Genomic DNA, 16,730 nt, shown 5'->3' with positions numbered 1-16,730 from the left:
CGCCGAAGGGCCGCGGGCCGCACGCAGAGTGCGGCCCGCGGCCCTTTCCGAGCCGTGGGGCCTACCACTCGCCGCCGTAGCGCTGCTTCCTCGCCCGCAGCCAGGCCTGGATCTCCGCGGCCTCGCGCGGGGTGGCGACCCGCAGGTCCTCGGTGCGCACGGTCGCGACGTAGTGCACGAACCGCACCCGCCGGTGCCGGCCGTCCACGCCGATGACCTTGCCGGGGCCGTAGACGTCGGTGCCCGTGTGGGCGACGAAGCTGCCGGGGCCGTGAGGGGTGTTCATCGCGCGCCTTCCACTCGGTGTGCTCTTCCGGTCACACAGTGGCGCGGGAGGTGGGGGCGCCGGCCGGAGGACACGCGCGACGCCACGAACGGCCCGCCGCTCCTGCTCCTATGCTTCTCCCCGGGCGGGGTCGTAGCGCAGTGGTCGTCGCGCGCGGTCTCCAAAACCGCGAGGACGCCGGTTCGAATCCGGCCGCCCCGCCCTCCCGCGGGTCAGTTCAGCAGGGCCCGCGCCGCCTTCGCCTTCCGCCGGATCGTCTCCGCCGCGCTCGGCTCCACCGCGTCCATGATCGTCGCGTACGCCTCCATCTCCGCGGCGCCCGTGAGGAAGTCGCCGCGCTGGACGAGGAGTTCCGCGCGGGCGTAGCGCAGGCGGGCCGGGTGGGAGGGGAGGAGCAGGGAGAGCTCGACGGCCCAGAGGGCCACGTCGGAGCGTTCGGGACGGGCCGAGGCCCAGGCGCGGATGTTGTTGAGGATGCGCAGCACGATCGCCGCCGGTGTCGCAGGGCGCAGCATCGACGGGTCGAGGGCCTCCCCGGTGGCGCCCGCGACGAGGAGTTCCGCGTCGGCACCGGTCATGGCGCGGCCGCCGGCGAAGGGGTCGGCCAGGTGCAGGTCCTCCGGATCGCCGAAGCCGACCACGAAGTGGCCGGGCAGCCCCAGGCCGTAGACGTGGGCCCCGGCCCGGCGGGCCACCTCCATCCAGATCACGGAGAGCAGGATGGGCAGGCCGCGGCGGCGCCGCAGCACCTCGTGCAGCAGGGAGGACTCCAGGCGCTGGTAGTCGGCGGGAACGCCCTGGAAGCCCTCGTGCCGGCCGAGCAGGTCGGCGAGCGCCGTGACCCAGGCGTCGGGGCTCCGCGTCCCGTACGGCACGAGTCCGGCCAGCCGGTCCAGTTCGATCTCGGCGGAGTCCAGGTCGGCCTGGGTCACCGTCGGGTCGGCCACCGCGCCGAGGAGGAGGCAGAGCCGGACGAGGTCGGGCCGCTCCGCCCGGGCCTCCTCCGCGAACTCCCGCCGCCAGTCGGTCACGCCGCCTCCGTCGGTCACGCGTCCGTCTCTCGGTAGTGGTGGTAGTGGTGGTGGGTGTGGAAGCCCATCCCTTCGTACAGCGCCCGAGCGCCGTCGTTGTCCGACTCCACCTGGAGCCAGGCCGCCGACGCGCCCTCGTCGAGGGCCCGGCGGGCGAGTGCCGTCATGACGGCCGTCGCCAGGCCGCGACGGCGGTGCTCGGGGGCGACCTCCACCGCCATGAAGCCGGCCCAGCGGCCGTCCACCACACAGCGTCCGATCGCCGCCGGTATGTCTTCCGTGCCCGGTACGGACGCGAACCACACACGGGGGCCGCTGCCGAGCACCTTCAGGACGTGCGGGCCGGGTTCGCCGAAGCGCTGGTAGCGGCGCAGCCAGTGCGCGTCGAAGGACGGGGCGAGGCGGACCGCCGTGACGTCGGCATCGAGGTCGCCCAGCGGGGCCAGGCCCGCGACGCGGACCTCGGCGGAGACCTCCCGCGTCCAGCCCCGCCGTTCCAGCTCGGCGCACAGCACCTCCTGGGTGCCCTCGGCGCCGGTCGAGGCCTGGATGTACGCGGGCAGGTCACGGGCCGCGTACCAGGCCCGTACGCGGTCGAGCGCGGCGTCGAGGGGCAGGCCGGGGTCGCCGAGGGGGAGGACCGAGTTGGCGCGGCGGGTGAACCCGGAGGCGGCCCGCAAGGTCCACTCGCCGAGCGCCTCGCTCTCCAGCGGCTGCCAGCCGCGGGCCGCTACCCGGGCGAGTTCGGCGAAGGAGGCGGCCGGACCGCGCCGGCGGGCCGGCGCGGCGGGGACGACCTTGCCCGCGACCAGGGCCGATTCCACGATCCGGACGGCCTCGCCGGTCCGGCGTGTGATCAGCAGCACACCCGCTTCCCACGATGTGAGAACACCGACCGCGTCGGTGAAGGTCTCACCCGGCGTACCCGAGTCCGTCAGGTACCGCACCGAGACGCGTTTCCCCACGTCAGAGGCGGTAATGCGGACTTCGAGACGTCCTCCACCGGTGAATTCCACAGCTTCTGAGCCCCTCCTGTTCGGATCGTCCCCAAGAACGGAGATACTAGGGGCGGGCATCGACGACACCGCGCTCCCGCGCAGACCAGCCCTATCGAGGAGGAACGACAGCGTGACCTACGTCATCGCGCAGCCTTGTGTCGACGTCAAGGACAAGGCGTGCATCGAGGAGTGCCCCGTCGACTGCATCTACGAGGGCCAGCGGTCCTTGTACATCCACCCGGACGAATGCGTCGACTGTGGGGCCTGTGAGCCGGTCTGCCCGGTCGAGGCGATCTTCTACGAGGACGACACTCCGGAGGAGTGGAAGGACTACTACAAGGCGAACGTCGAGTTCTTCGACGAGCTCGGTTCGCCCGGTGGTGCCTCCAAGCTCGGCCTGATCGAGCGCGACCACCCCTTCATCGCCGCCCTGCCGCCGCAGAACGGCTGATCATTCGCCCTCGGTCCCGTACGGCCTCGCCGCTGTACGGGACCGATGCGTATTCCGTAGCTACGAGGAGTCATTCCGTGAGCGCCGTCTCTTCGCGTCTTCCCGTGTTCCCCTGGGACAAGCTGGAGCCCTACAAGGCGACCGCTTCGGCCCACCCGGACGGGATCGTGGACCTGTCCGTGGGCACCCCCGTGGACCCCGTTCCCGTGCTGATCCAGGAGGCCCTGGTCGCGGCGGCGGACACGCCGGGTTATCCCACGGTGTGGGGCACGAAGGAGCTGCGGGACGCGCTCACCGGCTGGTGCGAGCGCCGGCTCGGCGCCACCGGCTTCGCCCACGAGAACGTGCTGCCGGTGGTCGGCTCCAAGGAGCTGGTGGCCTGGCTGCCGACGCAGCTCGGCCTCGGCGCCGGCGACCGGGTCGCCTACCCGCGGCTCGCGTACCCGACCTACGAGGTCGGTGCCCGGCTCTGCGGCGCCGAGCCCGTGGTCTACGACGACCCGACGGAGCTCGACCCGGCCGGTCTGAAGCTGCTGTGGCTCAACTCCCCGTCCAACCCGACCGGCAAGGTCCTCGGCAAGGACGAGCTGACCCGGGTCGTGGCCTGGGCGCGCGAGCACGGCGTGCTCGTCTTCTCCGACGAGTGCTACCTGGAGCTGGGCTGGGAGGCCGACCCGGTCTCCGTGCTCCACCCGGACGTCTGCGGGCGCTCGTACGAGGGGATCGTCGCGGTCCACTCGCTGTCCAAGCGCTCCAACCTGGCCGGCTACCGGGCCGCGTTCATCGCGGGCGACGCGGCCGTCCTCGGCGAGCTGCTGCAGATCCGCAAGCACGGCGGCATGATGACCGCCGCCCCGGTGCAGGCCGCCACGGTCGCGGCGCTCGGCGACGACGAGCACGTGGCCGAGCAGCGGGCCCGGTACGCCGCCCGGCGCGCGGGCCTGCGCGCGGCCCTGGAGGGGCACGGCTTCCGGATCGAGCACAGCGAGGCCAGCCTGTACCTGTGGGCGACCCGGGACGAGCCGTGCTGGGACACGGTGGCCTACCTGGCCGACAAGGGCATCCTGGTGGCGCCCGGCGACTTCTACGGCACGGCCGGCGAGCGTTTCGTGCGCGTGGCGTTCACGGCGACCGACGAGCGGGTCGAGGCGGCGGTCAAGCGCCTGGGGTGACACCGGGGACCGCGGACACGCGTGAGGGCCGGGGAGCGCTGCTCCCCGGCCCTCACGCGTGGTGCGGCGGTCAGCCGCCGATCGGCAGGCCGCCCATCAGGCCGTTGGTCGGCAGGTTGCCGGTCGGCAGGGCGCCGACCGCGCCGCCGGTGGGGGCCTCGGCGCTCTCGGTGGCGGCGCCCGCGGTCTGTCCGAGGACCTCGCCGGCGTTGCCGGCGGTGTCACCCGCGACCTTCCGGGCGGCCGGGGTGGCGGTCTTGCCGGCGGTCCCGAGGGTCTCGCCGGCGGCCGGGAGGGCGGTGCCGACGGCCTTGCTGCCGGTGTCGCCGACGACGCCGGTCGCGGTCTGCGAGGCGGTGTCGACGGTGGAGCCCGCCGCGGTGGCGTCCAGGGCGGTCAGACCCGACAGGCCGGCCGGGGCGAGGGTGTGGTCCATGGCGCTCGCGGAGCCGGCCGCACCGACCACGGGGGCTGCTCCGGCCGCGACGAGCAGGGCGGCGCGGGCGATCCGACGGGTCAGGGGGAGGGACATGGTGCTCCTTCGACGGAGAGGACGACGAGGTCGATTACGCGGTGACAACCGGCCCCGGGGCGGGGGAGGTTGCGGACGCCGAAGGCAAAGACTGAGTAATGCGTCGTATTGTCGGGCGGGGAGGAAACCGGACGAACGCGTCAATGCGGCGGGGAGTGCCGAACCGTCACTTCCCTTGCGGCGCAAGGGCCTTGCGGTGACATGTCAGCCCCCTGGGAAGTTGTCCGCAGAGCTTCGCCGCGCACCGGCCCTAAGACACGTCCGGGTGACAGCCCGCACGGATGCCCGCCCCGCCGATCCGGTCGGGACAGGACCTGGCGCCGGCCTCCCGGATCCTCCTGGGCCCGGTGTCCCGGCCTCCCCGATCCGGCCCGGCCCGAGGGGGCCCGGCCTAGCGCGCCAGCCTGATCCGTACCGCCGAACCGTCCGTGCCCCGGGACTTCGCCGGCTCCCAGTCGCCCGACGCGTCGTCCGCGACCCACACCCGGTCCCCGTACGACACCTCCGCGATGCGCAGCTCGTCCGCCCGCGCCACGGCCCACTGCGCCAGCTCCCAGCCGCGCTGCTCCCGGGTGCTGTGCTCCCGGCGGTTCTCCCGCACCGGCACCGTGAGTTCCACCGCGGCCGTCCCGGCCGCCATCGCGCCGGCCGCCCCGGCGCCCTTCACGTCCGGCTTCGGCGCCGTCTCCGGGTCGAACGCCCGCACCAGCTCGGCGCGCACCCGGGCCGGATCGCCCGGCCGGCCCTCCTTGACGTCCGCCGTGCAGGACAGCGAGGCCGGCGCCCGGCCGGTCAGCGCCGCCGAGAGCAGCGTCGCGTCCGGCTCGTGCTTCGCGTACGCCTGCGGGAAACCGCTGCGCTGCACCTTCTGTGCCGCCACCGTCAGCGGCAGCCGCGAATAGCCCGGGACCTTCTCCAGGCCCTGGTAGAACCGCCCCGACGAGTACACCGGGTCCAGGATCTGCTCCGGCGTCCCCCAGCCCTGCGAGGGTCGCTGCTGGAACAGGCCGAGCGAGTCCCGGTCGCCGTGCTGGATGTTCCGCAGCCCCGACTCCTGGAGCGCCGTCGCCAGCGCGATGGTGACCGCCCGCTCGGGCAGTCCCCGGGTGGTGCCCACGGCGGCGATCGTCGCCGCGTTGGACGCCTGCTCCGGAGTGAACTCGTACCGGTTCGCTCCGGTTCCGACCGTGCACCGCGGCGCACCCTTGCTGCCGGTGACGTAGTGCACCGCGACATACGCGACCAGGCCGAGGAGCACGGCGAACGCCGCCGCGAACCGGGCGGGACGACCGCGACGGGCGGGACGGGGGACACGGCTGGGCTCGGACACGCGCCCCACCGTACTGGAGGCCGAGTTAGGGTCGACACATGGCTGACACCGCTCCTCTCGCGACCTCCCTGGACCTCACGCTCGACGGCGCCGCGCTCACCGCCGCCCTCGTCGACCTCCCCTCCGTGAGCGGAACCGAGAAGCCGCTCGCCGACGCGATCGAGCAGGCCCTGCGGGCCCTGCCGCACCTCACCGTCGACCGGTACGGGAACAACGTCGTCGCCCGCACGCAGCTCGGCCGGGACGAGCGGGTCGTCCTCGCCGGACACATCGACACCGTCCCGATCGCCGACAACGTGCCCTCCAGGCTCGACGACGAGGGCATCCTCTGGGGCTGCGGCACCTCCGACATGAAGTCGGGCGTCGCCGTCCAGCTGCGCATCGCCGCGACGGTCCCCGCGCCCAACCGCGACCTCACCTTCGTCTTCTACGACAACGAGGAGGTCGCCGCCGACCTCAACGGCCTCGGCCACATCGCCGGCGCCCACCCGGAGTGGCTCGCTGGCGACTTCGCCGTCCTGCTGGAGCCCTCCTTCGGCGAGGTCGAGGGCGGCTGCCAGGGCACCCTGCGCGTCAAGCTGCGCACGGAGGGCGAGCGGGCCCATTCCGCGCGCTCCTGGATGGGCTCCAACGCCATCCACGGCGCCGCCCCGATCCTCGCCCGGCTCGCCGCGTACGAGCCGCGCAAGCCGGTCATCGACGGCCTGGAGTTCCACGAGGGCCTCAACGCGGTCGGCATCGAGGGCGGCGTCGCCACCAACGTCATCCCCGACGAGTGCGTCGTCACCGTCAACTACCGCTACGCCCCCGATCTCTCCCCGGAGCAGGCCGAGGCGCACGTCCGCGAGGTCTTCGCGGACTGCGGCGTCGCCGAGTTCGTGATCGACGACCAGAGCGGCGGCGCCCTGCCTGGCCTCTCCCACCCGGCCGCCGCGGCCTTCATGAAGGCGGTCGGCGGCAGCGCCCACCCCAAGTTCGGCTGGACCGACGTCGCCCGCTTCAGCGCGCTCGGCGTCCCCGCGGTCAACTACGGCCCCGGCGACCCGCTCTACGCGCACAAGCGGGACGAGCACGTGCACGTCGAGCGGATCCACCACTGCGAGGCACGTCTCCGCGACTGGCTGACCGACTGATTCCCGGAATTTCGCTTTTCGTCACCACTGTGGTCCTACCCTGACCGGACCGGAAGATCAGTGGAACGGTGAAAGGAGCCGGCCATGGGTGTAGCCGAGGAGCCGATGAAGCCCGAGGAGCAGCGGCTGGGACCGGTGCTCAGGCGCCGTGAACAGGTCCAGCCCGGCACCACGGACCAGCGCCTGCTCGACACCGAGGGCGACTCGGAGTGGGTGCACACCGATCCCTGGCGGGTCATGCGCATCCAGTCCGAGTTCGTGGAGGGCTTCGGCGCCCTGGCGGAACTGCCCAGCGCGATCAGCGTCTTCGGCTCGGCCCGCACGAGGCCCGACTCGCCCGAGTACGAGGCCGGCGTCCGCCTCGGCCAGGCGCTCGTCGAGGCCGGCTTCGCGGTGATCACGGGCGGCGGCCCCGGCGCCATGGAGGCGGCCAACAAGGGCGCCCGCGAGGCCAACGGCATCTCCGTCGGACTCGGCATCGAGCTGCCCTTCGAGCAGGGCCTCAACCCGCACGTCGACATCGGGGTCAACTTCCGCTACTTCTTCGTCCGCAAGACGATGTTCGTGAAGTACGCGCAGGGCTTCGTCGTCCTGCCGGGCGGCCTCGGCACCCTCGACGAGCTCTTCGAGGCCCTGACCCTGGTCCAGACCCGCAAGGTCACCCGCTTCCCGATCGTCCTGTTCGGGAGCGCGTACTGGAAGGGTCTCGTCGACTGGCTCCGCGACTCGGTCGTCGCGGGCGGCAAGGCCTCCGAGCAGGACCTCCTCCTCTTCCACGTGACGGACGACGTGGACGAGGCGGTCGCCCTGGTGACGAAGGAGGTCGGCCGCTAGCCGAGCGCCCGGGTCCTGCGGGGCCGGTCGGACGTGAACGGTCCGTCGGCCCCTCCCCGGGACCGGTTCCGGGGAGGGGCCGACGGGCGGGCCGACGGGCACGTCAGGGCAGCGCCGGGCAGGTCAGGAACTGGCGGGCAGGTCAGGGCAGCGCCGGGCAGGTCACGACACCGGCGCCCCGACGCCTAGGCCAGCCCGCGGCGGGCGACCGCGGGCGGCCGGTGCCCGGCGATGGACGCCACCATGTCCAGTACCTGCTTCGTCTCGGCCACCTCGTGCACCCGGTACACCCGGGCGCCCAGCCACGCCGACACCGCCGTCGTCGCAAGGGTTCCCAGGACCCGCTCCTTCACCGGCCGGTCCAGCGTCTCGCCGACGAAGTCCTTGTTGGACAGGGAGACCAGCACCGGCCATCCGGTGTCCGCCATCTCTCCCAGCCGCCGCGTCGCCTCCAGGCTGTGCCGCGTGTTCTTCCCGAAGTCGTGCCCCGGGTCGATCATGATGCCGTCCCGCCGCACGCCCAGCGCCACCGCGCGCTCCGCGAGGCCCACCGTCACGCCCAGGATGTCGGCCATCACGTCCTCGTACGCGACCCGGTGCGGCCGGGTCCGCGGCTCCACGCCGCCCGCGTGGGTGCACACGAGCCCCGCCCCGTACTTCGCCGCGACCTCCGCGAGCCGCGGATCGACCCCGCCCCACGCGTCGTTGAGCAGGTCCGCGCCCGCCTCGCACACCGCCTCGCCGACGTCCGCCCGCCAGGTGTCCACGCTGATCACGACGTCCGGATGGCGCCGTCGCACCTCGGCGACGAAGCCGACGGTGCGCCGCGCCTCCTCCTCGGGCGTGACCTCCTCGCCGGGGCCCGCCTTGACCCCGCCGATGTCGATGATCGCGGCGCCCTCGGCCACGGCCTGCTCGACGCGGGCGAGCGCCGGCTCGTCGCGGAACGTGGCTCCCTGGTCGTAGAAGGAGTCCGGGGTCCGGTTCACGATCGCCATGATCACCGGCTCGTGCGGCCCGAATTCACGCCGTCCCAAGCGCAGCATCCTTTATGTCCTCCCTCGCGACCGGTCGCCTGCCTCGTCTGCGACCCTAACTGTCGGTGGCGCATGGCACGATCGGCACGGGACGTTTTCCACGGACGGGGAGAGGCGCGCAGGTGTTCTGGTTTCTGCTGATCACGATGGTCGTGGTCGTCGCGGCGGTCACCCTGGCGGTGGTCGGCGGCGGTGACAGTGAGGTGCTGCCCGAGGCGGCGCCCGAGCAACTGGTGGATCCGCTTCCCGCGACCCGCCCGGTCGGCCCGGGCGACGTCGAGGCGCTGCGCCTCCCCGTGGCGGCCCGGGGCTACCGGATGGGGGACGTGGACGACGTCCTGGACCGGCTCGGCGCCGAACTCGCCGAGCGGGACGCCCGGATCGCCGACCTGGAGGCCGCCCTGGCGGGCGCCCGGCGGCGGGGCGAGGAGGAGGGCGAGTGAGCGACGGCAGGGCGATCGCGGGGCCGGACGGCCGGCTGCGCTGCCCCTGGGGTCTGTCGGCCGAGGACTACGTGGCGTACCACGACGAGGAGTGGGGCCGCCCGGTCCACGGCGACGACGCCCTCTTCGAGCGCCTGTGCCTCGAGGCCTTCCAGTCGGGACTGTCGTGGATCACGATCCTGCGCCGCCGTGAGGGCTTCCGGAAGGCGTTCTCCGGCTTCCGGATCGCCGAGGTGGCCCGGTTCACCGACGCCGACCGGGAGCGGCTGCTCGCGGACGAGGGGATCATCCGCAACCGCGCCAAGATCGACGCCACGATCGCCAATGCGAAGATCCTGGTCGACTGGAAGCCGGGCGAGCTCGACACGCTGATCTGGTCCTACGCACCGGACCCGGCGGCCCGCCCGGCCCCCGCGTCCGTCACCGAGGTACCGGCGGTGACGGACGAGTCGACGGCCCTGTCGAAGGCCCTGAAGAAGCGCGGTCTGCGCTTCATCGGCCCCACCACGGCGTACGCCCTGATGCAGGCCTGCGGTCTGGTCGACGACCACCTCGCCGACTGCCTGGCGCGCGGCGCCGGCCGCTGAGCCGGCGCCCGGCCGGTCCGCTCAGCGGCCGAGGTACTTCGGCTTCTCCTTGGCGATGAAGGCCTGCACGGCGATCGTGTGGTCCTCCGAGGCGCCCGCCTTCGTCTGGAGCTCGTCCTCCTTCTCCAGGGCCTCGGCGAGCGAGTGGTCGGCGCCGTACGCGAGGGACTCCTTCAGGGCCGCGTAGGCGACGGTCGGGCCCTCGGCCAGCGCGCGGGCCACCTTCGCGGCCTCCTCGGCGAGCGCGTCCGGGGCCACGAGCCTGTTCACGATGCCCAGCTCGTAGGCCTCCTGGGCGCTGATCGAGCGGGGGAAGAGCATCAGGTCGGCGGCCCGGCTGTGGCCGACGAGGCGCGGCAGGGTCCACGACATGCCCGAGTCGGCGGTGAGGGCCACACCGGCGAAGGAGGTGTTGAAGGAGGCCGTCTCCGCGACCACCCGGTAGTCGGCCGCGAGCGCGAAGCCGAAGCCGGCGCCGGCCGCGACGCCGTTCACAGCTGCGACGACCGGCTTCGCCATTCCGGTGAGGGCCCGCACGATCGGGTTGTAGTGGTCGCGCACCGTGTTCATGGTGCTGCTCGTGCCGGTCTCCTTGTCCTGGAGGAGCAGCCCCACGTGCTCCTTCAGGTCCTGGCCCACGCAGAACGCGCGGTCGCCGGCCGCGGTGAGCAGCACCGCCCGTACGGCGGGGTCCGCGGCGGCCGCCTCGGCCGCGTCGCGCAAGGCGACCTTGGCCGCCACGTTCATCGCGTTCATGGCCTCGGGGCGGTTGATCGTGATGGTGGCGAGCCCGTCGCTCACCTCGTACAGCACCGTGTCGGCCATCAAGGGATCCCTTCGCGTCTTCGCGTCGTCTGACTGGCCCAGCATGGCGGAGATCACGGGGTCCGCACATGTGAGCTGCGTCAAAGAATCGCCGCCCGGACGGCGACCGATGGCGGCGAAGTATCGCAGGTGGATCGGCGAAATGTGCGGCTTTGTGAAAGCGCGTTGCGGAAGCGATGCCACCTGATGTTGGTCATCGGGTCCTGTGATGCGGGATAATGACCGGGAAGCAATCGTGTTCGATGCTGACGTTGAGCTGGTTTCAGGAAGGGGAACGAGCATGGCGGCCATGAAGCCGCGGACGGGTGACGGCCCGCTCGAGGTGACCAAGGAGGGGCGGGGCATCGTCATGCGCGTTCCGCTCGAAGGCGGCGGCCGGCTCGTCGTCGAGCTGACCCCGGACGAGGCGAAGGCGCTCGGCGAAGCCCTGCGAGAAGTCGTCGGCTGACCCGCGCCTCGCGCGCATTTCCGCTTCTGCCCCGGCACGGTGACCACCGCGCCGGGGCAGCGGTGTGTCGGGGGCCGGGCACCGGGGTGGGGCTCAGACGCCCCTGCGCACCGCGCACAGCAGACCGTCGCCCACCGGAAGCAGGGTGGGCAGCAGCTCCCGGCTCTCCCGTACGGTCCGCAGCAGCTCGCGTATCCGCTGCACCTCGGCCGGCTGGGCCGCCGAGTCGACCGTGCGCCCGTCCGCGAAGACGCCCTCGAAGCAGACCAGACCGCCCGGTCGCAGCAGGCGCAACGATTCAGCGAGGTAGTCCAGGAGCTCCAGCCGGTCGCCGTCGCAGAAGACCAGGTCGTAGCCGCCGTCCGCGAGCCGGGGGAGGACCTCCAGCGCCCGGCCCGGGATGAACCGGGCCCGGTTGCCCGCGAAACCCGCCGCGCGGAACGCCGCCTTCGCGTGCGCCTGACGCTCCGGCTCCATGTCCACGGTGGTCAGCACCCCGTCGGGCCGCATCCCCAGCAGCAGGTAGATGCCGGACACGCCCGTGCCCGTGCCGATCTCCGCCACCGCCTTGGCGTCCGCCGTCGCCGCCAGCAGGCGCAGCGCGGCGCCGGTGCCCGGAGACACCGAGGGCAGCCCCGCCTCACGGGCCCGGTCACGGGCCCAGCGCAGCGCTTCGTCCTCGGCGACAAAGGCCTCGGCGAACGCCAAGCTCGTCTGCCGGTTGGCGGTAATGGCCCTCTCCTGTCCCCGTCATGGACGCCGTAGTTGACGCAGGCGTCGACTGTATCCGCTGCGCGCGGGAACCCGCAGATGGGACCGCGCGTTCATAGAGACAGGAAGCGGGGCGGGTCGCGGACGCGAGCCGGACCCAAATTCGCGTAAAGATTCTTATCCGGAGCTAACGGGCGAGGTGGCTATGGTAGGGGCTCCACTGGACACCACCAGAGCCGACAGGGGAGGTGCGGCTGCGCCTGGGGATCGGAGAGGAGTGCTCCGTCGCCTTCTCCGTTCGGCAGGTGAGCCGAAATCCGTGACCGACACCGCTGACCGTTCCCGCACCACCGACTCCGCACCCACCACCGCGACCTTCGCATCGGACGCGGAATCGCAGGCGTGGACTCCGCCCAGCTGGGAGGAGATCGTCAGCACGCACAGCGGCCGGGTGTACCGGCTCGCCTACCGCCTGACCGGCAACCAGCACGACGCCGAGGACCTCACCCAGGAGGTCTTCGTCCGCGTCTTCCGCTCCCTGTCGTCCTACACGCCGGGGACCTTCGAGGGCTGGCTGCACCGCATCACCACGAACCTGTTCCTGGACATGGTGCGCCGCAAGCAGCGCATCCGCTTCGACGCGCTCGCCGACGACGCCGCCGAGCGGCTGCCCAGCCGCGAGCCGTCCCCGCAGCAGGCCTTCAACGACACCCACTTCGACGCCGACGTGCAGCAGGCCCTGGACACCCTCGCGCCCGAGTTCCGCGCCGCGGTCGTCCTCTGCGACATCGAGGGCCTCTCGTACGAGGAGATCGCCGCGACCCTGGGCGTGAAGCTCGGCACCGTCCGCAGCCGCATCCACCGTGGCCGCTCCCACCTGCGCAAGGCGCTCAAGCACCGCTCGCCCGAGGCGCGGGCGGAGCGGGCCCTTGCCGCCGTCGGCTGGGAGGGCGTAACGGCGTGAGTGGCACCAGTCCGTCACCGACCCCCGCGGAGCACCATCTCGGGGACCGGCTCGCCGCGCTCGTCGACGGCGAACTCGGTCACGACGCCCGCGAGCGAGTCCTCGCACATCTCGCGACCTGCCCCAAATGCATGGCCGAGGCCGACGCGCAGCGCAGCCTGAAGAGCGTCTTCGCCGCCAGCGCGCCCCCGCCGCCCTCGGAGGGGCTGTTGGCACGCCTCCAGGGGCTGCCGGGGGGAGCGGATGACCAGGGGGGATCCTTCGACGACCTCTTCCGCCGGGGAGGGGTGCGCTCCGACGGTTTCGCCACGGCGGCGCCCGTCACCCCGGACAGCGGATTCCGTATCCACGAGGTCGGCGACCGCTCCTCCGGGCGGGGCCGGCGCTTCGCCTTCGCGGCGGCCAGCGCGGTCTCCTTCGCGGCCATCGCGCTGAGCGGCACCATGCAGCTCGACGCGACCCGCGGCGGCCAGGGCACCGGGAACAACGTCACCCCGCTGCGCGCCCCGGCGACCTTCGCGTCCGGATCCCGCCGCGACGCGGGCGCGGAGCCCGCGCCTCCGACGGTCGTTCCGGCCCGGCTCGAACTGTCCCCGTTCATACGTCCCGCGAGCCCGGCGCTGCGCCTCTCGTACGCTCCGGGCGCCGACCTGAAAATTCCGACCGTCACCCCGGCCCCCAGTCCCTCCCACCACTGACCGGCGACCTGGTTGAATCCAGGGGCAGGGGCGCGCCGCCCGGCGATGCGGGCGGCGCGGACAGGTCATCTGGTGCGGGGAGAGCATGAAGAACGGGAAGCCGACCTGGTGGAGCCGGCCGTCGAGCAGCACACCACCCACGACGCCGGCCGCACCCGGTGAACCGGCCGAGGACACGGACTTCACCCTCGCCGCCCCGACGCCGGTCGCCGTGGCGACCGAGCCTGAGGCGGCTCCCGCTGCCGCGGCCGCGCCCGAGGCGGCTCACGAGGGCTTGCCCGCACCCGAGGCCCCGGGAGCGACCGTCGTGCCCGCCCCGGCATCCGAGCCGGAGGTCCCGGCGGCGTCCGTCATACCCGGGCCCGCCCCCGAGGTCCCGGCCGCGCCCGTCGTACCCGCGCCCGCGTCCGCGCCGGAGCCCGAGGTCACGGCTCCCGTGCCGGTCGTCCCGCAGGCGCCCGGGGCGTCCGCCTCCGCGCCGGTCCCGGAGCCGACCGTCCAGCCGGCGCCCGAGGCGGCCCCCGCTCCCGTACCGGCGCAGACCGCCCCCGCCGAGCAGCCGGTCCCGCAGCCCCTGCACGCCCCCGATCCGTACCGGACACCGCCCTACGGCGAGCCCGGCCCGTGGGCGCCCGCGCCGCCCGTCCAGCGGCCCGTACCGCCGGTCCCGCCGGCCCACGCGGCCCAGGCGGCACCGCAGCCACCCACGGCCTCCCTGACGCCCGCCTACGACCCCTGGGGGATGCCGCCGCAGGCGCCGGCCGAGGGCAAGGCGCCCAGGAAGCCGCGGCGCGGCCTCGCGCTCGTCGGCGCGCTGGCCTTCGCCCTCGTCACCGGCGTCATCGGCGGTGGCGTCGGCGCGTACGTCGAACGGCACGGCGGCATCACCACCATCGAGCTGCCCCAGGCCGACCCCGAGGCCATCGGACGCGCCCCCGAGAGCGTCGCCGGGATCGCCGCGCGCGCCCTGCCCGGCGTCGTCACCATCCATGTCAGCGGCGGCGGTTCCTCCGGTACCGGCACCGGCTTCGTGCTCGACACCAGCGGCCACATCCTCACGAACAACCACGTGGTGGACGCGGCCGCCTCCTCCGGGGAGATCTCCGTCACGTTCTCCAACGGCGAGTCCGCCCGCGCCAAGCTCATCGGCCGCGACACCGGCTACGACCTCGCCGTCATCCAGGTGTCCGGCGTCTCCGGCCTCGAACCGCTACGGCTCGGCAACTCCGAGAACGTCCGCGTCGGCGACCCCGTCGTCGCCATCGGCGCCCCCTTCGACCTCTCCAACACCGTGACCTCCGGCATCATCAGCGCCAAGGAGCGCCCGATCACCGCCGGCGGCGAGAAGGGCGACGGTAGCGACATCAGCTACGTCGACGCGCTGCAGACCGACGCCCCCATAAACCCCGGCAACTCCGGTGGCCCGCTGCTCGACTCGCAGGCCCGGGTCATCGGCATCAACAGCGCCATCCGCGCGGCCGGCAACGGCTCCGGCGGCGAGAGCGGCGGGCAGTCCGGCTCCATCGGCCTCGGCTTCGCCATCCCGATCAACCAGGGCAAGCGGGTCGCCGAGGAGCTCATCAACACCGGCAAGGCCACCCACCCGGTGATCGGCGTGAGCCTCGACATGCAGTACGGCGGCGACGGCGCCCGGGTCGGCGTGAAGGGCAAGGGCGGCGCCTCGTCCGTCACGCCCGGCGGCCCGGCCGACAAGGCCGGCATCCGTCCCGGCGACGTCATCACCAAGGTCGACGGGCAGCGCGTGCACAGCGGCGAGGAGCTGATCGTGAAGATCCGCGCGCACCGACCGGGCGACCGGCTGAAGTTGACCCTGACCCGCGACGGCAAAGAGCAGACAAAGACCTTGACCCTCGGTACCTCGACGGGCGGCTGACCGCCATGTGGAGGACATCACGTGGTACCCGCCCGACAGATTCGGCGGGTACCGTGGAGCGGTCCGGGGACCGGCGTGAAGGAGCTACAGGGTGTTCAGCGACATAGGCGCGCTCGAGCTGGTGACGCTGGTGGTGCTCGCCGTGCTCATCTTCGGCCCGGAGAAGCTGCCCAAGGTGATCCAGGACGTGTCCCGGTTCATCCGCAAGGTCCGCGAGTTCTCCGACAGCGCGAAGCAGGACATCCGCAACGAGCTCGGCCCGGAGTTCAAGGACTTCGAGTTCGAGGACCTCAACCCCAAGACCTTCATCCGCAAGCAGCTCGAAGGCAACGAGGACCTCAAGGACCTCAAGGAGCTCCGCTCCACCTTCGACCTCAAGAAGGAGATGAACGAGGTCGCGGACGCGGTGCACGGCCGGGAGGTCGCGGCCGCCCCCGCTCCCGCCGCGGTCAACGGCTCCCCGGACCTGCTGAAGAAGCAGGACAAGCCGGACGCCGGCGAGCGCCCGCCGTACGACTCGGACGCCACCTGACGACGGCCTGTCACCGCCCCACTGCGTCCTGGTGGCTATCCTCCCTCTGTTGACGCAACGAGGAGGCTGCCGGAGATGAAGACGACGAGTCGGGTGGAAGCCGACGGGTTTCTGCGCGCGCCCTTCGCCTGGTACGGGCTCGACGAGGCGTTCACCGGGCCCCGCCGGCTGATGCAGATCGGCACGGCGGCGGACGGGACCGTACAGCACGGGTCGATGGGCCATGGTGACGAGCCGTCGATAAAGTCCGAGGCCGGCGGCGCGGAGAAGGAGCGGTTCGCGATCGTCGTGACGGTCGCCGCCCACCCCGTACGCCGCTCCGGCGACGGCACGGGCGTCCTGGACGCCACGACGGTGTCCTCGGCGGCCTGGCTGGCCGGCTCGGGGCTCCTGGCCCACACCTGGCCGGCCCAGCTCGACCACGCCCTGCGGGACAACTGGCTGGACCAGCAGACCGAGACGGCCTTCGAACTCGCCGACGACCTCGAAGGTCCCGCCTGGTCCACGCTCTCGCTCCCGGTGGACGGCGTACCCGTGCCGTTCCACTACCGGGAGTCCGAGTTCGGATGGGTGCTGGCGGGGTCGGCCCCCGGGGTGCACATCGGGGCCTACGGGCGGGGGATGAGCGCGTACGGGCTCGGCTTCGCGCAGGTGAAGGACCTCGGCGCGTACGCATGACGGCATGACGGCGTGACGGCTTGAAGGCACGCAGGCACGAAGGAGGGGCACCCCGTTCGCGGGGTGCCCCTCCTTCGTGCGCGCGGCCCGGCGGCCGGTGGTCCGGCCGTGTCCGCGGCCGGGGCGGGCGAGTGCCCGCCCCCGGG

Annotated in this window: 20 protein-coding genes and 1 tRNA gene; 13 read left to right on the top strand and 8 right to left on the bottom strand. The window is 72.9% G+C overall.

Translation table 11 applies throughout. The features are described 5' to 3' along the window. Positions 1 to 61: 61 nt before the first annotated feature. A complete protein-coding gene (locus tag ACIRQF_RS19560) occupies positions 62 to 286 on the bottom strand; it encodes a hypothetical protein (protein ID WP_376632089.1) in 225 nt (74 codons plus the stop codon). A gap of 124 nt (positions 287 to 410) precedes the next feature. Here ACIRQF_RS19560 and ACIRQF_RS19555 point away from each other — a divergent pair. After that, positions 411 to 488: transfer RNA gene (locus tag ACIRQF_RS19555), tRNA-Trp, on the top strand. 10 nt (positions 489 to 498) lie between these two features. Here the strand turns inward: ACIRQF_RS19555 and ACIRQF_RS19550 are convergent. Together ACIRQF_RS19550 and ACIRQF_RS19545 are read right to left on the bottom strand one after the other, a co-directional pair. Further along, the gene (locus ACIRQF_RS19550) at positions 499 to 1,335 is read right to left on the bottom strand and encodes a tetratricopeptide repeat protein (protein WP_382483388.1); all 837 of its coding nucleotides are present in this window, start codon (positions 1,333 to 1,335) and stop codon (positions 499 to 501) included. Further along, positions 1,332 to 2,333, bottom strand: coding sequence for a GNAT family N-acetyltransferase (locus ACIRQF_RS19545; RefSeq protein WP_404093574.1), 1,002 nt, complete (start codon positions 2,331 to 2,333; stop codon positions 1,332 to 1,334). The genes ACIRQF_RS19550 and ACIRQF_RS19545 overlap by 4 nt, the downstream gene beginning before the upstream one ends. 112 nt (positions 2,334 to 2,445) lie before the next feature. On the opposite strand from ACIRQF_RS19545, the gene fdxA reads away from it, so the two are divergent. Beyond that, positions 2,446 to 2,766: a ferredoxin gene (gene fdxA, locus ACIRQF_RS19540; protein ID WP_010474859.1), complete on the top strand. Its 321-nt coding sequence runs from the start codon at positions 2,446 to 2,448 to the stop codon at positions 2,764 to 2,766. Between the two features lie 77 nt (positions 2,767 to 2,843). Continuing rightward, positions 2,844 to 3,938 carry a bifunctional succinyldiaminopimelate transaminase/glutamate-prephenate aminotransferase gene (locus ACIRQF_RS19535; protein WP_404093572.1) on the top strand — a complete coding sequence of 365 codons (1,095 nt, stop codon included), beginning with the start codon at positions 2,844 to 2,846 and terminating at the stop codon, positions 3,936 to 3,938. 70 nt (positions 3,939 to 4,008) lie between these two features. On the opposite strand, the gene ACIRQF_RS19530 is transcribed toward ACIRQF_RS19535, so the two are convergent. Both ACIRQF_RS19530 and ACIRQF_RS19525 read right to left on the bottom strand, forming a co-directional pair. Continuing rightward, positions 4,009 to 4,470 (bottom strand): ATP-binding protein, encoded by a 462-nt coding sequence (locus tag ACIRQF_RS19530; RefSeq protein ID WP_376632097.1) that lies wholly within the window; start codon positions 4,468 to 4,470, stop codon positions 4,009 to 4,011. Between the two features lie 391 nt (positions 4,471 to 4,861). Beyond that, positions 4,862 to 5,800 carry a hypothetical protein gene (locus tag ACIRQF_RS19525; RefSeq protein ID WP_404093569.1) on the bottom strand — a complete coding sequence of 313 codons (939 nt, stop codon included), beginning with the start codon at positions 5,798 to 5,800 and terminating at the stop codon, positions 4,862 to 4,864. A gap of 38 nt (positions 5,801 to 5,838) precedes the next feature. Between ACIRQF_RS19525 and dapE the strand changes: the two genes are divergently transcribed. Then, on the top strand, positions 5,839 to 6,933 hold the full coding sequence (gene dapE / locus ACIRQF_RS19520; protein ID WP_382483392.1) for a succinyl-diaminopimelate desuccinylase: 1,095 nt from the start codon (positions 5,839 to 5,841) through the stop codon (positions 6,931 to 6,933). A gap of 84 nt (positions 6,934 to 7,017) precedes the next feature. Next, positions 7,018 to 7,767 carry a TIGR00730 family Rossman fold protein gene (locus tag ACIRQF_RS19515; protein ID WP_376632102.1) on the top strand — a complete coding sequence of 250 codons (750 nt, stop codon included), beginning with the start codon at positions 7,018 to 7,020 and terminating at the stop codon, positions 7,765 to 7,767. A gap of 185 nt (positions 7,768 to 7,952) precedes the next feature. Here ACIRQF_RS19515 and folP read toward each other — a convergent pair whose 3' ends face one another. Next, positions 7,953 to 8,813 (bottom strand): dihydropteroate synthase, encoded by an 861-nt coding sequence (gene folP / locus ACIRQF_RS19510; protein ID WP_376632104.1) that lies wholly within the window; start codon positions 8,811 to 8,813, stop codon positions 7,953 to 7,955. Between the two features lie 113 nt (positions 8,814 to 8,926). Here folP and ACIRQF_RS19505 point away from each other — a divergent pair, with 113 nt between their 5' ends. Both ACIRQF_RS19505 and ACIRQF_RS19500 read left to right on the top strand, forming a co-directional pair. After that, positions 8,927 to 9,247 carry a DivIVA domain-containing protein gene (locus ACIRQF_RS19505; protein ID WP_404093565.1) on the top strand — a complete coding sequence of 107 codons (321 nt, stop codon included), beginning with the start codon at positions 8,927 to 8,929 and terminating at the stop codon, positions 9,245 to 9,247. After that, positions 9,244 to 9,834 (top strand): DNA-3-methyladenine glycosylase I, encoded by a 591-nt coding sequence (locus ACIRQF_RS19500; protein ID WP_404093562.1) that lies wholly within the window; start codon positions 9,244 to 9,246, stop codon positions 9,832 to 9,834. Before ACIRQF_RS19505 ends, ACIRQF_RS19500 begins: the two co-directional genes overlap by 4 nt. 21 nt (positions 9,835 to 9,855) lie before the next feature. On the opposite strand, the gene ACIRQF_RS19495 is transcribed toward ACIRQF_RS19500, so the two are convergent. Beyond that, the gene (locus ACIRQF_RS19495; protein WP_376632109.1) at positions 9,856 to 10,659 is read right to left on the bottom strand and encodes an enoyl-CoA hydratase/isomerase family protein; all 804 of its coding nucleotides are present in this window, start codon (positions 10,657 to 10,659) and stop codon (positions 9,856 to 9,858) included. Between the two features lie 280 nt (positions 10,660 to 10,939). On the opposite strand from ACIRQF_RS19495, the gene ACIRQF_RS19490 reads away from it, so the two are divergent. Continuing rightward, positions 10,940 to 11,107, top strand: coding sequence for a DUF3117 domain-containing protein (locus ACIRQF_RS19490; protein ID WP_376632111.1), 168 nt, complete (start codon positions 10,940 to 10,942; stop codon positions 11,105 to 11,107). 93 nt (positions 11,108 to 11,200) lie between these two features. Here ACIRQF_RS19490 and ACIRQF_RS19485 read toward each other — a convergent pair whose 3' ends face one another. Then, a complete protein-coding gene (locus tag ACIRQF_RS19485; protein WP_376632113.1) occupies positions 11,201 to 11,815 on the bottom strand; it encodes an O-methyltransferase in 615 nt (204 codons plus the stop codon). Positions 11,816 to 12,023: 208 nt separating this feature from the next. Between ACIRQF_RS19485 and sigE the strand changes: the two genes are divergently transcribed. The 5 genes from sigE to ACIRQF_RS19460 all read left to right on the top strand — a co-directional run bounded on the left by sigE (position 12,024) and on the right by ACIRQF_RS19460 (position 16,584). Next, complete coding sequence (sigE, locus tag ACIRQF_RS19480) at positions 12,024 to 12,782, top strand: RNA polymerase sigma factor SigE (RefSeq protein WP_376632115.1); 759 nt, start codon at positions 12,024 to 12,026, stop codon at positions 12,780 to 12,782. Next, entirely contained in the window at positions 12,779 to 13,480 is a 702-nt protein-coding gene (locus tag ACIRQF_RS19475) for an anti-sigma factor family protein (RefSeq protein WP_376632117.1), read from the top strand. The genes sigE and ACIRQF_RS19475 overlap by 4 nt, the downstream gene beginning before the upstream one ends. Before the next feature lie 85 nt (positions 13,481 to 13,565). Next, a complete protein-coding gene (locus ACIRQF_RS19470) occupies positions 13,566 to 15,374 on the top strand; it encodes a trypsin-like peptidase domain-containing protein (RefSeq protein WP_404093557.1) in 1,809 nt (602 codons plus the stop codon). A gap of 91 nt (positions 15,375 to 15,465) precedes the next feature. Beyond that, complete coding sequence (locus ACIRQF_RS19465) at positions 15,466 to 15,906, top strand: sec-independent translocase (RefSeq protein WP_376632121.1); 441 nt, start codon at positions 15,466 to 15,468, stop codon at positions 15,904 to 15,906. Between the two features lie 75 nt (positions 15,907 to 15,981). Then, positions 15,982 to 16,584 (top strand): hypothetical protein, encoded by a 603-nt coding sequence (locus tag ACIRQF_RS19460; protein WP_376632123.1) that lies wholly within the window; start codon positions 15,982 to 15,984, stop codon positions 16,582 to 16,584. Positions 16,585 to 16,730: the final 146 nt, after the last annotated feature.

Origin of the sequence: Streptomyces sp. NPDC101191 (assembly GCF_044767915.1) — a bacterium.
GTDB lineage: Bacteria > Actinomycetota > Actinomycetes > Streptomycetales > Streptomycetaceae > Streptomyces.
Note: the sequence above shows the minus strand (reverse complement) of the source record. Positions and strands in the feature narration are given on the sequence as shown.